Raw genomic sequence first — 15,867 nt, forward strand, 5'->3', positions numbered from 1 at the left:
GCACCTTTGTCGGGTGCTGCGACAGACCGTATCGAAGTCCGGTTCGCCAAGTCGATCGAGTGAGACCTAGAATGCCTCGTCGATGACTTCTTTCGAGTTGCGGGTACCGAGCGATCCCCACAATCCGTATGGACTTGCACTGCCGCCTGGCAGGAAAGGTCCACGAGTTTGCACCGGTTGGATCGTTTGGTCTCCCGAATCAATGCTTTCCGTAATGAACCTCACCGCCCCATCACCCATCAAGACATGGCAACCACCTTGGTGGCGACTTCCCGCAGAGAAGAAGCCTTCGGAGTTGTCATTGCTACGTGAGCAGGTGATGCCATTGGGAGGCAGGATCGTTTGGAATCCGCTGTAGTTCATGCGTCCATCGGCCCAGCGGTTCGCACGTGCCTGAACCGTTACCGTCGGATTCGCAAACGAAGGTCGCAGCGGATCGATGTAAGCTGGATCGATGCAATCGGCCGGTGCGGCCTCGGAACCACCACCGAATGAAAGTGTCGTTCGCACAACGACTTCCTTCAGGTCACGGCCACCGCTATCGCTGACGATTTCGCCCATCGCAATCGTATTGGATAGTCCGTCCAAGACATCGCGGAAAGCAAGTTGTTGTCGAGCCCAAAAGAAACCACGATTGGCGGCTCGTGATCGCTCGACAAGCCAGTTGTAGTTGGTTGGGCCGCGTCCGTTGAAGTTCGCGTGGGTCGGGTTGTTTTGGTTGCTGACGTATCCGCCTTCGTTTCGGCCGCCGTTGTTGACCGTGTTCGAAGCGTCGCCAAAACAGGCAGCGTAGTTGATTCGTCCACCGCCGGGAGGCCCAAACGCGGGGTCGCTGGGGCAACGAAGGCCGGGCAACTCGGTCGCCCAGGGCTTGTAGTCAAATCGCCAAGGACACGGGCCCATCGGAGGCCAAGTGTTATTGATCCCAGCCGGGTTGCCGCCGCTAACGGTCTCCGTGCTGGGGTTCGAAATGGCTTCCCACATCCCTTGCTGTTCCATGAACGGCAAGATCCCGACGGCATAGCTGAGATACCAGCGGTTGCTGTTGTTGCTGGCGTCAGTGACCGATCGGGTGGTCCCCATCATCGTCATCGGCGACTTGTTGAACGCTGAATGGTAGTTGTGCATTGCCAAGCCGATTTGCTTGAAGTTGTTGCCGCACGACATCCGTCTAGCGGCTTCACGCGCTGCCTGAACCGCGGGCAGCAATAGCCCGACCAGGACACCAATGATGGCGATTACCACCAATAGCTCCACAAGCGTAAACCCACCATGACTGTGGCTTCGCGTTGTTTGAACCGTCATTTGAAGAGAGCCTCGAAAAGTAAAGAAAAGTCAAATGTCGCAATTCCGACAAAACTTGCGGAAATCCGATAGTCCTGAAGCTATCCCCCGCGGCGGTGTGGGTCAAGGCGATTCGAAACATCGTTAGTCCATATTCAGTGGCGTTTCATGCTCCGTAAGCGCCGAAATTTCTAAACTTGGGAAAATCGCCGGTCTTCATTGAGAGTTTTGGGGTTGGCGGAGCGATCCGGTCGTTGGTTCGCGTTGGCGGCGCAAACGTCCCTGGGGGGGGCGGAATCGGCATCGTGGCTACCGGCAATCGCCAAACCCTTTTGGGAAGTTGCGAACGTTCACCCAGCGCTCGTTTACCCAGCGCTCGTTTACCCAGCGATCGTTCACTCGGCAATCGTTCACCCTGCAATCGAGGATCAGTCCATGGATCAAGCAGGGGGGCGGGCAAAGTGGCGGTCGGATCAACCGATGACTTCCGTGATGCAATGGCAAGCGGCGCGGTTGCCAGATAGCAGGGCGAATCGGCTGTCCATTTGGCTGGCTTGCGATGGACGCCAGGGTGCCTGTCCGCCGAAAGTGAATTCGGCTCAGCTCCATTGGTTCTAAACCGGTGGCGCCGGCGAGAAATGGAGGAAATGGGAGGCTCGCGTTTGCGTCCCATCGCCGCAGCGACATGCACAAAAAAACGGCCTGCCACAACACCTTTTTCGGGGTGCTGCGACAGACCGTATCGAAGTCTGGTTCGCAAAGTCGATCGAGTGAGACCTAGAATGCCTCGTCGATGACTTCTTTCGAGTTACGGGTACCGAGCGATCCCCACAAACCGTATGGACTTGCACTGCCGCCTGGCAGGAACGGTCCACGAGTTTGCACCGGTTGGATCGTTTGGTCTCCGGTGTCGATGCTGTCCGTGATGAACTTCACCGCTCCGTCACCCATCAAGACATGGCAACCACCTTGGTGGCGACTTCCAGCGGAGAAGAATCCTTCGGAGTTGTCATTGCTGCGTGTGCAGGTGATGCCGTTGGGAGGCAGGATCGTTTGGAATCCGCTGTAGTTCATGCGTCCATCGGCCCAGCGGTTTGCACGCGACTGGATGGTTGCCGTCGAACTTGCGAACTGTGGTCGCAAAGGATCAATGAAAGTTGGGTCCTTGCAGTCGGCTGGGGAAGCTTCGGATCCGCCACCAAACTGAAGCGATGTTCGCAGAACAACTTCCTTCAATTCGCGGCCACCACTGTCGCTGACGATTTCGCCCATGGCGATTGTGTTGGACAGACCGTCCAAGACGTCGCGGAAACCCAACTGTTGGCGAGCCCAGAAGAAACCACGGTTGGCTGCACGTGATCGCTCGACAAGCCAGTTGTAGTTGGTTGGACCGCGACCGGAGAAGTCGGCGTGGGTCGCGTTGTTCTGATTGCTGACGTTGCCGCCTTCGTTTCGGCCACCGTTGTTGACCGTGTTCGACGCGTCGCCAAAGCAAGCGGCGTAGTTGATTCGTCCGCCACCGGGAGGTCCGAATGCTGGGTCACTGGGGCAGCGATAGCCGGGCAACTCGGTCGCCCAAGGCTTGTATTCGAAGATCCAAGGGCAGGGGCCCATCGGAGGCCAGACGCCGGCTGTGGCTGGAGGGTTGCCGCCGCTGACGGTTTCCATGCTGGGGTTCGAAATCGCTTCCCACATGCCTTGTTGCTCCAGGAACGGCAGAATGCCGACGGAATAACTGAGGTACCAGCGGTTGCTGTCATTGGAGGAATTCGTGAATGTCTTTGTGGTTCCTCCCATCGTGATCGGCGTCTTGTTGAAAGCCGAGTGGTAGTTGTGCAGCGCCAAGCCGATTTGCTTGAAGTTGTTGCTGCACGACATGCGTCTTGCGGCTTCACGGGCGGCCTGAACGGCGGGCAACAATAGCCCCACCAGCACGCCGATGATGGCGATCACCACCAAAAGCTCGACAAGGGTAAAACCACCACGCTTGCGATGGTTGTGGACTGCATGAACGGTCATAGACGAAAGCCTCAAAAAAGAAAAAGAAAGTAGGTCGTCGGTAATCCGACAAAAATGTCGTATTTCCGACTGCCTGAGGCTACCCCCTCACACAAGGATGGTCAAGGGGATAAAAGGCGACATTGCGGTAGATGCAACGGAGTCTTCGAGAACGCATCGGGTAATTTTCGAAATTCCGAGAAAATCACCGGTCCTTATTGAGATATTCATGGTTGATCGCCAGCCTGCAATCGTCGGATCGCTGCGGCTGCCAAAGCATCGCTAGGGTCAATCCGAAGTGCCTCTGCATAGTGTTTCAGTGCTAGCGAGATTTCGCCTCGCTGTTCCATCAATTCCGCCAATGTGCGATCCACTTCGACGAGATTGGGATCCAGTTGCTTGGCAATCTGCAGTTGCTCGATCGCTTGCTCCGTGCGATTGGTCATCAGATAGGCACCGGCCAGGTTGTAGCGGGGCACCGGGCTATCCGGTTCGCGCTGGATCGACCGAGTCAGCCACTGGATACTGATTTCGAAATCACCGGCCTGGGCAGCCGCCACCCCCATATTGGCAAGGGCATTGGCATCCAGACTCTGTTTTTGGTGGATCGGAGCGTTTGCCAGGACCAGCCCGATCGCGGTTGCGGCCAACGCGGTCCATCGCTTGGGCTGGGGCCAGGTGCCGATGTGGCGAATTTGTGCCAGACCTGCTGCAGCGATCGGCAGCATCAGCGGGACCAACGGCAGACGGTACCGGCCCAGGATAAAGAACATTGCCACCGCCGCGACCATGGACGCGATCAGCATCGCCAACAGGCCAATCTTTTCCCGTCGCCAGGGGATCGTGAAAAGTCCAAAAATCGCAAGCGGGAACAGGGTTCCAAAGTGCCAGAATGTCCCCAGCACGCGCAGCGGGGCGGATGTCGCTTGATGCAACGAATAACTTTCGACATCCGGGACTTCGTAGGCGTTGATCACCATCGCAGTCTTCAGCAGCATCAGCTTGATCCACCGACCAGGCGACTGGCGAATGTCGGCCCAGGCCTTGGCGAACCAGAATCGTGACACCTGACGCGGAGTCAATTCGTGGCCGGTTGCTTGTTCGGCAAGGTTTTCGGCATCGGCGCGTTCGTATTCAGGCGTTTCGTGCCCGGGGATCAACGCCACGTAGATACCGTTGGCGCTGGACGAATTGCCGATATAGAAGTTGGGGCCGGATTGGAATGTCGTCGGCGACCATTCGCCACCTAGCGACGCGTTGCGAGCGGCGACCGGCAGCAAGACCAGGCTGAGCCCGACCAGGTAAGAAAGCAGCACGGGCCATGTTTTAGGCGGCCCGCTATCGGCCGCTGTGTGATCGGTTGGATTGTCGGAATTGCCAAGCCAGCCCTCGGACCTAGGCAACGCAAACAGGATCCAGAGCGGGAACAGTGGGATCCAAAGCAGCGAGTTTTCCCGCGTCAAAACCAGCAGGCCCAAGACAACGCCTAGCAGCAAACTGGTGCCGAGCCGCGGTCGGCGCTGAAGATTGGACGCCAAAAACAGCAGCAGAGTCAGCAGGAATGCCGCCAAGCCCGCCTTTTGGATCAGCAAACAGTAGTAGATCGCCGGTGAATAGATCGCATAACCAAATGCCGCAATCCACCCGGATCGACGTCCAAACCAATTGCGAGTCGCCACGCCAATGAATGCGATGCTGGCGACATCCAGCAGGCATTGCGTGATCTGAAAACTGGCGACCGAAGCCCCCAGCACGACACTGACGATCGCTAAGAAATAGGGGTACAGCGGTGCTTGGTAAAAGGTTTGTTGCCCATACCAATCACCAGCAGCGATCTGCTGTGACCACTGGACGTACCCCAGTGCATCGCCAAGCAATTGCCCGGCGGTAGGCAGCTGGGACGCTTCGACAAAATGCCACAATCGAAGCCCAAACCCAAGCACGCATGCGACCGCGATCCCCGCCCACCAGATCGCGGATAGGTTCCGCGTGGAGCGTCCGGTAGCAAAAACGACGCTATCGGGAGGCGTGTCCTCCGGTCCACCGTTTGATCGTCCTTTGGCGGACCGTTTCGACATCGGGGTGACCGAAGACTAGCGTTCGATCGGTTCAGTGGCGTCCATTTCAGCTTCGTAATCAGCCATTTCTTGTTCCGACATGGCTGCGTTTTCGACAACAGCGGGTTCGCTGGACGAGCAACCGGTCAGAAAACAAGGCGCTGCAGCAGCCATCAAAACAAAGAAGCAAACGTGAGCAAGTTTCATCGATAAAGCCTTTGGATTGGTTCAAATCAGAACCCGGAAGGATGCCATGGCGAGGGAACAATGTACGCCAAGGTTGTTCGACTTCAAGCTTAACACAATCGCAACCGATCGCCACCATCACCGATCGCAGCGATACGTTCCGCACCCACGAACCTCCCTTGCGCGTTGTCCGCAGAGTCCGCAACGTTCGATTTCAGGATGCAGCGTTTTTAAGAATCGGGGCCGAGTTGACGGATCGGAATCGGCCGTCGATCTGGTCGCAGAACATGGATCAGGTTGAAGCGAGCTGAACGGCGGTTGGCATATTACTCAATACTTATACGGTCTGTCTCATTTTTCATTCTCGTGCATTTTGTAGAATATTGGTCGATGGATGACACGTTCGATCGTTTCCCCTTGGATTTCGTGCAGGCTGGATGGCATGACGGATGCCTTGGTTTGCATGACTGCGAATCGGGAAACCTCCGCTGCGGGTTCACGGTTGCCAGTTGAATGACGACGTCTTTGCGTGTCTGACACTTCCGGGATGATCCGTCCCGCGAAATTGGCCCTCCGGCATCCCGTTCAGCCGGCGGTCTGTGTGTGCAGTTTCCTCGGGTGTGCCGATTCGATCGAAGTGCGACTGGCCGTGCGACACACCGTGCAAATGGCCGTTTGCCCACAGGCGACATCCGGCCGGAATCGGTGACCCATCGCTGCTGGTCAAGTGTTGCTGGTGGGTCGATTCGGACCTGACCGGTCGCACATTTCCCCTTTCCTCTCTTCAAACCGCTGGTTGCTATGACCTCGATCCACAAATTTGTCGGTTGCCTCTCGTTGATATTCGCAGTGACTTTGGTCGGTGCTTCGATGGGGGCGGCCCAAGAGATCGTGGATCAGTGGCGATACTCTCTTCGACGGCCCGCCGACGGTTGGCAGAAGCCCGCGTTTGACGACACGCAGTGGACGCAGGGCAGCGGTGGTTTCGGTACTCGCGATACACCGAACGCTCGCGTCGGAACGGTTTGGGCAACCAACACCATTTGGCTGCGCAAGTCACTGAATCTTCCAGTCATTCCTGCCAAGCCGGCGCTGTTGATTCATCATGACGAGGACGTCGACGTTTTCATCAACGGCGTGAACGTCCTTTCGGTCAAAGGGTTCACGACGGACTATGCGGTAATCCCGATCCCGGAACCCAAGCAAGCGGCGCTAAAGATTGGAACCAACGTGATGGCCGTTCGCTGTCGCCAAACCAGCGGTGGCCAATTCATTGATGTGCATCTGGTCGATGCGGACCAGGTGCCAAAGTTGGAACCGGCGAAAAGAAATACGACTCCCTTTCAATCCGAACTGATCACGACGTGGGGCCAAGACGTCACGGCCGAAAACGCGTGGACCGAATATCCGCGTCCACAGTTCCAGCGCAGCCAATGGGTCAATTTGAACGGTGAATGGGACTATGCCGTCACGCCCGAAACACAGACCGACCAACCGGCCCAGTGGAATGGCAAGATTCTGGTTCCGTACTGCTTGGAATCCAAGCTCGGCGGAGTCGAGCGTCTGCTGGATGCCTCGGAAGCCTTGTGGTACCGCCGCACCTTTGACGCCAAGCCCAAAACGGGGCGGCGGACGCTGCTGAACTTCGAAGCCGTCGACTATCGATGTGAAGTCTTCGTCAATGAACAGTCGGTGGGCAAACATCAGGGCGGCAACACGCCGTTTTGGTTCGACATCACCGATTCGCTAACCGACGGAAAGAACCAACTGCTGGTTCGGGTGGAGGATGAAACCGAAAAGTTCCAGCTATGCGGAAAGCAAACTCTGAACGCACGAGGGATCTGGTACACGCAGGTGTCGGGAATCTGGCAAACCGTGTGGTTGGAAGAAGTCGCCGATCAGCACATCGACCAGTGGAAGATCGCAACCGACGCCATGGCTGGCAGCATCACCGTGGATGCCACGGTGAAAGGTGGCGGTAAGCTTCACGTCATCGTGACCGACGGTGACCGGGTCGTGGCCGAAGGCACCAGTGCGGGACGAAAGACGGCGGGACAAACGACGGCTGCCGGGACGACGGATGCCGGGACTCATTCCGAAACCATCGAATTGACTGTGACCGATGCGAAGCTTTGGTCACCTTCATCGCCCCACCTGTATGGCATCGAAGCGAAGCTGCTGGACGCGAAAGGCCAAGTGGTCGACACGGTCCAATCGTATGCCGGTATTCGAACGGTTGGCAAAGTCAAGGATGCCGATGGTCAGTGGCGCTTCACGTTGAATGGCGAGGTCATCTTTCATTGGGGGCCGCTGGATCAGGGATGGTGGCCGGACGGATTGTTGACCCCGCCTTCGGACGAAGCGATGTTGTTCGACATCCAGTGGCTCAAAGATGCGGGTTTCAACATGATTCGCAAACACATCAAGGTCGAACCGCGACGCTACTACTATCACTGTGATCGACTCGGCATGATGGTTTGGCAGGACCATGTCAGCGGTGGGCCAAAACCGAAGTGGACGCGGTTGGCACCGAACCCCGAAGATGCGACTTGGCCGGACCAGGAACATGATCAATTCATGCTGGAACTGGATCGAATGATTCAGACATTGGAAAGTCATCCGTCGATCGTTTGTTGGGTGCCGTTCAACGAAGCCTGGGGACAGCATCGGACGGTGGAAACAGGCCAGTGGACTCTCAAGCGAGATCCATCGCGTCTGGTCAACATCGCCAGCGGAGGAAACTTTTGGCCGATTGGTGACATTGTCGATGCCCACAAGTACCCGCACCCGGAGTTCCCGTTCCAACAAGGGGAAGGCGGCCGATTCGACGGATTCATCAAAGTGATGGGCGAATTTGGCGGTCATGGATTCCCCGTCACCGGACACCTGTGGGATGCCAACCGGCGTAACTGGGGGTACGGCGATTTGCCGAAGTCGTTGGATGAGTACAAGGATCGATACACCACATCGATCCAGATGCTGGACCAGCTTCAACAGCAAGGCATCGCGGCTGGCGTCTACACCCAGACGACGGATGTCGAGGGCGAGATCAATGGACTGATGACTTACGATCGCAAGGTCATCAAAATCCCCGCCAAACAGCTCGCCGAGCTGCACAAGCAGTTGTTCAACCAAGCCGAGTGAAAGACCGCAGCCTCCGGTCGGCCAAGGCCGCCGGCAGGAGGCTTTCGCCACTTCGTGGCTGGGATGCTCGGACTTCTAGCTGGTGTCTGGGTGGGAAGGTTTAACGATTGCGGAGGGTCTGACGAGAAATCCTGTTGAGTGCGTTGATTGGGTGGTGGGGTGTCGATGGATAAAAGGACGTAGCGGAGGCGCGCCGATAGGCGTGCTTTCGTTTTCGAACCGGTTCCACGATCCGCACGACCGAGAACGATGGCACGACTGGCAACGATCCTGGTCCTCGCGATGACATGCCTGCCGGTCTGGTGCGCGCAGGCACAGGATGACTTGTTGGCATCCCCGTCGGACGATCTGCTGGGCAGCGATGACTTGCTGGGCGGCGATGACTTGCTTGGCGGCGGAGACGACTTGCTGGGCGGAGACGATCTGCTGGGCAGTGGGGACGGCATGCAGGGCGGTGATGATCCGCTTCGCGGGCTAGGACCGGATGCTAAATCCGAAAAGCCTGACGCCGCGAAGGAAGATCCACACGAAGCGCTATGGGCCGAAGACCGCTATCCATCGGCCGAATCTTGTCGCAAGTGTCACCCCGGGCAATACGAACAATGGCGCGCCAGCGGTCATGCCTACGCCGCCGTTTCGCCGATGTTCCAACGTTTCGAACAAGCGATGACGGAATACACCCAGGGTACCGTGGGATCGTTCTGTGTCCGCTGTCACTTGCCCGTCGGCACACAGTTGAAGGTGTCGCGAGCGGCAAGCTTGTTGGACGCACCGCAGGTGGTCCGCGAAGGCGTCACCTGTATCGCCTGCCATCGCGTGCGCGAACATTATGGTCGCAGCAACGGTGATCGGCGAATCGAACCCGGTGACATTCACGCCCCGGTCGGTGGTACGACCAACGGTGACGGTGTGGCATCGGCGATCCAGCAATCGGACAAATTGAAACTGAAATACCATTCGGGGCAAACCGGCCCCGGACAAGACATCCACGCGTCCAGCTACTTCTTTGAACCGTTGACCAACAGCGACGTCTGTGTGTCCTGCCATCAGGTGGCGGTGCATCCCGGGATTTGGCTGGAGGTCGTGCATGCTCAGTACCGTCATGGACCTGCAGCGGCTAAGGGCATCACGTGCCAACAATGCCACATGGGCGCCGTGCCCGGCAAACCGGTCGGGTACGACTATGGCCATGTCGCGGAGATCAGCGGCAAGCCATTCGGGGAAGTGAAAAAGCTGTCGAACCATATGATGTGGGGGCCCGGTTATTCGATCGCCCACCCAGGAATCTTTCCGCACCATCCGGACAACAAAAAATTCAGTCCACGCGACTGGCTGGCCTTTGACTATCGGGCCGGATGGGGAACCGACGACTTCGAGCGTTCGGTGGCTGCACACCATCACTTTCCGGCACCATGGGACACCAGCGACGACCGCCGCGATGGCCGGAAAATTGTCGATGCTAACTTGTCCAAAGCACAAGAGAAACGCGGCGCCGCGGTGATGACGATGGAATCCGCCTTGAAGGTTGACGGGCCGAAATTCCATGACCAACCGCGGGCCAATCGCGGCATGACGGTCAGCTATCGGGTCAGCAATGTCAGTGAAGGGCACAACCTGCCGACCGGATCATTGGGCGCGCAGCCGCAACTATGGCTGAACGCTGTGTTGATCGATCCGGATGGCCGACGAGTTTGGGAAAGTGGCTACTTGGATCGCAACGCTGACTTGGCCGACATGAACTCGGTCGAGGTGGCCAAGCATCGGATTCCACGCGACAAAGACTTGTTCAATCTGCAAACCAAATTCCTGATCAACAACGTGCGTGGCACCGATCGTGAAGCCGCACTGCCGTTGAACTTTAGCATTGACCAGTTGGTGTTCTTGCGTCCTGGTGCGGTGCCCGTCAGCGTCCTGAACCACCCGCCATTGATTCGGATGGAAGCGCACTCGATTGCTCCGCTGGATCATCGGACTGCCAAGTATCACATCCCCGCATCGGCTTTGCGGAGACCCGGCACCTACCGTTTAAGCGTTCGGATGCGTAACCGTACCGAGCCGATGTATTTCATGCGTCAAATCAATTCGACACCCGAGATGATTCGACGGATGAACGAGAACATGCTTGATCTTTGCCAAAGCAGTCACACTTTTATCGTTCGATAGTTGCGACACTTGTGAAACCTTCGATCACATCTAACGATCCACTTCCCCGCACGCCTGTGCTTGTTCACAGGGCGTCTGTGCCGATGCATCGATTGGCTGCGGCGGAACCACGACGTAGGACTCGCCGAATTCGGCGTGCCATACTTCGCTGCTGGATCAGTGGGCTAGCGATCGCATCGGTCTTTGGACTGCCAGGGGCGCCAGCCGGCGGCGCCGACGTGCCCAGGCCGACCCGATTGCCCGCGGTTGCACGGTCGATCACGCTCCCGTCGTCGGATGCCGCCGACCTAACGAAACCGTCTGCTGTTTCATCGATCGAAAATGCAGGGCGACCGATCCGGATGCCCTTACCGTCCGGACCGGCTGTCCAAAAATCGGTGCAAGTGGGACCTTCGGGGATCACGTTGCTGGTCCAACCAGCGACAGCATCACTGACGATGCCGGCCGCGACGGCGGAACCGGAATTATCGGCAACGTCATTTGACCCCATCGAATTTCGTCGATCGGTCGAAGCCACCCTATCGTCGGCGATGTTGGATGCTGCGGGATCTTTGCCCGCGGCCGACAAGTCGGATGCGGTCCTCAGCAGCAGCGACCTATCGCTGCCGATTGGTCGTCAACTGGAAACGCCGTACTACAACGACTTCTCTGCCACGCCGATTCCGTCCGCGTCGATGACTTGCGATTCCGGCGGAGAACAATGGATCTACGATGGCAAACACGATGTTCCGACCCAGCATCCGTGGATCGAATGGGGACGGATCTTCTATGGCGACGGGATCACCCCGCGCGGTCGAGATTGGTTCGGCCATACCAATTTGGCTCATCCCAAGTTCTACATGTACGGAGACTTTCGCACGGGCGTTGCGGCCGGTCGGAATGCGGGCGGGCGGACGGACAACTTGGCCAATCGGTTGAATCTGGACTTGGATTTGCAGCTAACCGATACCGAACGGTTCCATGCTTTCGTCGGACCCTTGGATAGCGGTGGAGCGTTTACGCGATGGGAGCGAGTCGCTGGCGATTTTCGTTTTCAAGACGAAATCGACTTCACGCCCGTAACCGGATACTTCGAAGGCGATGTGGGTGCGATGCTTGGCGGTGCGGTGGGCGAATCGTCTCCGTTCGAACTGCCGGTCACGATGGGGTTGGTGCCGTTGCTGTTTCAAAATGGCATCTGGATGGAAGACGCCGTGACGGGTGCTGCGTTTGCAATCCCCGCCTGGCATAGCCGGTTGTTGAATTGGTCCAACGCTGACGCAACCTTCTTTGCCGTCTTTGATCAGTTGAATAGCACCGCATTCGGTGCGGACGAACATGCGGCTCAAGCTTTCGGCACGGCGTGGTTCATCGATGCCTACGGCGGGTACATCGAAACCGGCTATGCCTATGTTCGCGACCGGAACAACGACGCCCGCAGCTACCACAACATGACCGCCAGCTTCACGCGGCGTTACTTGGATCGAATCAGCAACAGTGTCCGAGTGATCGTGAACACGGGGCAGGATTTGAACCAGCGAGATCGCACCGCTGATGGTGCGTTATTGTTGGTCGAAAACAGTTGGATTACGTCGACGCCATTGACGGTGGTTCCCTACGCCAACCTGTTTGTTGGCTGGGATCGACCGCAATCGGTCGCCAGGGCCGGTGCGTCCGGCGGCATCCTACGAAACACCGGTATCAACTTTGACACCGACGGTTTGAATGGCTTTGCCACCCTGGATCCAACCGCCAGCGATACCGCAGGCGGCAGTTTGGGTGTGGACTTGATCGGCGACGATCTGGATCGTCAATTGCTGTTAGAAGTCAGCTACATCACGCCACACGGGAACAAGAATGCCAATGTTCCCGATGACCAATTTGCGACCGGAACGCGTTACCAGTTTCCCGTTTCGAATCGCACGTTGCTGCGTTTTGATGCAATGTATGGGTGGCGACGCGGTTTAGACGACGTTTACGGAACGCGGATGGAGTATCGTTGGAAGTTCTAATCTTGCCATTCCGCGAAGTTTCGACGAACTGATCATGTCCGATTTACCATTCAAACCGACTCGGGCGCGGCAGCGTCGCGATCTGCAGCGACCCGCCGATGCTGGTTGGCGGCAGGAGCTGCACGACATCATTTTCGAGGCCGATTCGCCAGCCGGTCGCTGGTTTGACATCGGTCTATTGATCGCCATCCTGGCCAGCATCTTTCTGGTCGCGGTCGAGACGGTGCCCGAGTACGAAGATTGGAGGAATCTGTTCATCCGGTGTGAACAGATTCTGGCTGGGCTGTTCGCGGTCGAGTATGTGATGCGGCTAATGACGGTCCGCAAGCCGATGAAATATGCCCTCAGTTTTTGGGGCATCATCGACTTGCTTAGTTTTTTGCCAAGCTTCATCACGCCCTTTATCGGTGGATCGTCCGCTTCGTTTGTGACGCTGCGAGCGATTCGGTTGCTGCGAGTCTTTCGAGTTCTGAAGCTGTGGCGGATGATGGACGATGCCGACGAATTGGCATCGGCGGTGTGGCGGTCGCGGAACAAGATCATCGTGTTCCTAGCCGTCGTGCTGGTGGCGGTCACGATCAGCGGTACGTTGATGTATCACATCGAACATGTCAGCGACATGGATGCGGGCGGCCAGTTCACGTCGATCCCGCAAGCGATGTATTGGGCAATCGTGACGATGACCACGGTTGGTTATGGCGATATTGTGCCCAAGACCACATTGGGGAAATTTATCTCGGCAGCACTGATATTGCTGGGATACAGCCTGATCATCGTTCCATCCACATTCGTCAGTGCCGAGATCATTCAGAAAACGCAGACGCCCGATGCGCATCCTTGCCCGCACTGTAACGTCAGTGGGCATCGCGCCGATGCAACCTATTGTTATCGGTGCGGGGATCGGCTGGTTCGCTAGTCAGTGGATAGCAGGTCGCCAATGTTTCCGATCAAGGTACCGTTGGGAAAAGGCACATCGAGCGCCGTTTGTAGTACCGCATTCATGCGGAATCGTTGATGGTTGTGCAGTGGATTCCGGCTGAAGGCGGTACTACGAACGCAGCGGATGATCCATCCTTGTCGGGACTGCGGTATTGGGATTCAGCAGAGCTCCCTTCGGCCCGCCAAGCTGACGGTCAGGAATTCTGGCGAGTCGCCCGACGATGCAGGTTCGGCCGTTGCCAGGGCGGACTCGTTGCCTCGTCAACCAAGACAGATATGTCCCGTACTCTGTTTTCTGCGTCGCCAACTTACAGCGGAAAATCGTCTTCGGCGGCGGCGTCGGCGTACAGCGGCATGTGGCGATAGTAGACTTCTAAGATCATCGTGGCGAACGCGGTTTGCATTAGACGACCGCCCTCTTCCATGCCGTGAACTTTGCTCTTGATGTACCAGCTGCCCTTGGCACCTGAATTTTGGGCCTGGCTGCTGACCAACCAATCACGCAGTTCGACGTTGTACTTGTCCCATTCGGGACCACCATAGTGACGCAACACTTGGGCGGCGTAGTAGTTGAAATAGAGGTCGTCTTTCTTGACGCCAAATTTCAACAGGTTTTGGACGCCTTCGGTAATCCCCGGATGCGTTTTGTCCCATCCGGTGTACATCCGACACAGCAGGCCGATCGCTGTGGTGCCTGAACGAATTTTGGTTGACGGTTTGTCGTATCCGTACATCGAACCATTGTTCGACTGGACCCGGTCCAGGAACATCACGGACCCTTGTATCGTGGCCGGTGGAATCGAAAGGTGCCCCATGTAACCGCTTTTCAGCGCCATGACTTGCCAGCCGACCACGGATGTATCACCACCGCGGGCTTCCTGTGGACGATAGCGCCAGCCGCCATCACGGCACTGGGCCGCGACGATGAAATTGATCGCACCTTGGGCCGGACCGAACAATTGTGGATCTTCGGTCATCGCATAGGCTTCGCACAGTGCGATCGCGGCGAGTCCATGCGAGTACATGTCGCCACCGCTGCGAAGGTCCAGCACAGGCAGACCACCCGCGTTGCCAGGTTTTCCGGACTGCACCAAGAAACGCAGCCCGGCGCCGACCACTTCTTTGAAGTCGCCTTGGATGTGTGTTTGTCCGGCACCCATGAAAGGCAGGAGCGCCATCGCAGTGGCGCCCGAAACTGCTCGAGCACGCGGGGCGTCGCCCGGATTACCGCAGGCGCCGTTGCAGACTAGGTTGTGCGCAAAGGTCCAACCGCCGTTTGGCATTTGATGTCGTGAAAACCATTTCAGTGCTTCGGTGACCGCGGCCTCGCTGGACTCGCTGCCGCCGTAGTCCCGAAGCAGTTTCTTTCGCATGTCTTCCGAACGACTACCCAGTGGTTGGCTGGTCATCGACGCGAGCGATTGAAGACTGGTCATCGAAGGCGCCATTTCGGCGGCAAAGTCGGCCATGTCCATGACGACTGCCGACATCGCAACGGGAGCCACTTCGATCGGCTCGGTCATCTCCATCGGTTCGGTCAGTTCAGCGATCGGATCGGTCATCTCTTGCATCTCGGCAACTTCGCCGGGATCGATGTCTTCGATCGTGAACTCTTCGATCTCGGGCCCCTCTTCCGAGGTTGCGCTGGCGGTCAAAACGTTGACGATTTTGATCGGGTCGGCGATCGTCACCAATCCCAACACCAGCAGGATCAAGACGTGCAACATCATGCTGACCAGCCATGCCGGTGCCGCACGAAGAAATCCGAATCGCCGCTCCGGCAATTCGTATTCCTCCTCCATCGCCTGTTCGTACTCGACGCCCGCCAAAGGAACATCCGCGATCGGTTGTGCGGTGGGAATCGAGTCGGGATTCAAGTCTGTTGCCATAGAAAAATTGGACTCGCGGCAATCCGAGATTGAAAAGACAAGTAGCCGCTGCCGATCCAATCGGTGTGCAGGGCCTAGGGTCTCATTATAGTCGCTGCTGACCCTGTCTTCGGCTGCCGATCTAGACATTGGATCGATGAAACTGCAACCACAACGGCAGAGTCATCCTCCTAAACGGAACAACCGGCGAGATATACCCGCATAAAGTTGCCGGAC

The 15,867-nt window shown here is 57.3% G+C and carries 9 protein-coding genes; 4 read left to right on the forward strand and 5 right to left on the reverse strand.

The annotated features are described in order from the left end of the window. Positions 1 to 66: 66 nt before the first annotated feature. The 4 genes from K227x_RS11135 to K227x_RS30470 form a co-directional block, all read right to left on the reverse strand. Positions 67 to 1,305, reverse strand: coding sequence for a DUF1559 domain-containing protein (locus K227x_RS11135; protein ID WP_145169560.1), 1,239 nt, complete (start codon positions 1,303 to 1,305; stop codon positions 67 to 69). Positions 1,306 to 2,061: 756 nt separating this feature from the next. Next, a complete protein-coding gene (locus K227x_RS11140; protein WP_145169561.1) occupies positions 2,062 to 3,303 on the reverse strand; it encodes a DUF1559 domain-containing protein in 1,242 nt (413 codons plus the stop codon). A gap of 206 nt (positions 3,304 to 3,509) precedes the next feature. Then, positions 3,510 to 5,360 (reverse strand): tetratricopeptide repeat protein, encoded by a 1,851-nt coding sequence (locus K227x_RS11145; RefSeq protein WP_145169562.1) that lies wholly within the window; start codon positions 5,358 to 5,360, stop codon positions 3,510 to 3,512. 15 nt (positions 5,361 to 5,375) lie between these two features. Then, a complete protein-coding gene (locus K227x_RS30470) occupies positions 5,376 to 5,546 on the reverse strand; it encodes a hypothetical protein (RefSeq protein ID WP_218933936.1) in 171 nt (56 codons plus the stop codon). Between the two features lie 780 nt (positions 5,547 to 6,326). On the opposite strand from K227x_RS30470, the gene K227x_RS11150 reads away from it, so the two are divergent. The 4 genes from K227x_RS11150 to K227x_RS11165 all read left to right on the forward strand — a co-directional run bounded on the left by K227x_RS11150 (position 6,327) and on the right by K227x_RS11165 (position 13,739). Continuing rightward, positions 6,327 to 8,669 (forward strand): glycoside hydrolase family 2 protein, encoded by a 2,343-nt coding sequence (locus K227x_RS11150; RefSeq protein ID WP_145169563.1) that lies wholly within the window; start codon positions 6,327 to 6,329, stop codon positions 8,667 to 8,669. A gap of 249 nt (positions 8,670 to 8,918) precedes the next feature. Further along, positions 8,919 to 10,832, forward strand: a complete 1,914-nt coding sequence (locus K227x_RS11155; protein WP_145169564.1) for a multiheme c-type cytochrome — start codon at positions 8,919 to 8,921, stop codon at positions 10,830 to 10,832. A gap of 341 nt (positions 10,833 to 11,173) precedes the next feature. Continuing rightward, complete coding sequence (locus K227x_RS11160) at positions 11,174 to 12,823, forward strand: hypothetical protein (protein WP_218933937.1); 1,650 nt, start codon at positions 11,174 to 11,176, stop codon at positions 12,821 to 12,823. A 34-nt stretch (positions 12,824 to 12,857) separates the two neighbouring features. Next, complete coding sequence (locus K227x_RS11165) at positions 12,858 to 13,739, forward strand: ion transporter (RefSeq protein WP_145169565.1); 882 nt, start codon at positions 12,858 to 12,860, stop codon at positions 13,737 to 13,739. Between the two features lie 331 nt (positions 13,740 to 14,070). Here K227x_RS11165 and K227x_RS11170 read toward each other — a convergent pair whose 3' ends face one another. Further along, the gene (locus K227x_RS11170) at positions 14,071 to 15,651 is read right to left on the reverse strand and encodes a prenyltransferase/squalene oxidase repeat-containing protein (protein ID WP_145169566.1); all 1,581 of its coding nucleotides are present in this window, start codon (positions 15,649 to 15,651) and stop codon (positions 14,071 to 14,073) included. Positions 15,652 to 15,867 lie beyond the last annotated feature (216 nt).

The sequence above is a fragment of the Rubripirellula lacrimiformis genome, from assembly GCF_007741535.1.
In the GTDB taxonomy this organism is placed as follows: domain Bacteria; phylum Planctomycetota; class Planctomycetia; order Pirellulales; family Pirellulaceae; genus Rubripirellula; species Rubripirellula lacrimiformis.

What these genes read in the sequence shown, in the direction of transcription:
- K227x_RS11135 (WP_145169560.1), bottom strand. Translation starts at nt 1,305, where the DNA reads ATGACGGTTCAAACAACGCGAAGCCACAGTCATGGTGGGTTTACGCTT.
- K227x_RS11140 (WP_145169561.1), bottom strand. Translation starts at nt 3,303, where the DNA reads ATGACCGTTCATGCAGTCCACAACCATCGCAAGCGTGGTGGTTTTACC.
- K227x_RS11145 (WP_145169562.1), bottom strand. Translation starts at nt 5,360, where the DNA reads ATGTCGAAACGGTCCGCCAAAGGACGATCAAACGGTGGACCGGAGGAC.
- K227x_RS30470 (WP_218933936.1), bottom strand. Translation starts at nt 5,546, where the DNA reads ATGAAACTTGCTCACGTTTGCTTCTTTGTTTTGATGGCTGCTGCAGCG.
- K227x_RS11150 (WP_145169563.1), top strand. Translation starts at nt 6,327, where the DNA reads ATGACCTCGATCCACAAATTTGTCGGTTGCCTCTCGTTGATATTCGCA.
- K227x_RS11155 (WP_145169564.1), top strand. Translation starts at nt 8,919, where the DNA reads ATGGCACGACTGGCAACGATCCTGGTCCTCGCGATGACATGCCTGCCG.
- K227x_RS11160 (WP_218933937.1), top strand. Translation starts at nt 11,174, where the DNA reads ATGCCCTTACCGTCCGGACCGGCTGTCCAAAAATCGGTGCAAGTGGGA.
- K227x_RS11165 (WP_145169565.1), top strand. Translation starts at nt 12,858, where the DNA reads ATGTCCGATTTACCATTCAAACCGACTCGGGCGCGGCAGCGTCGCGAT.
- K227x_RS11170 (WP_145169566.1), bottom strand. Translation starts at nt 15,651, where the DNA reads ATGGCAACAGACTTGAATCCCGACTCGATTCCCACCGCACAACCGATC.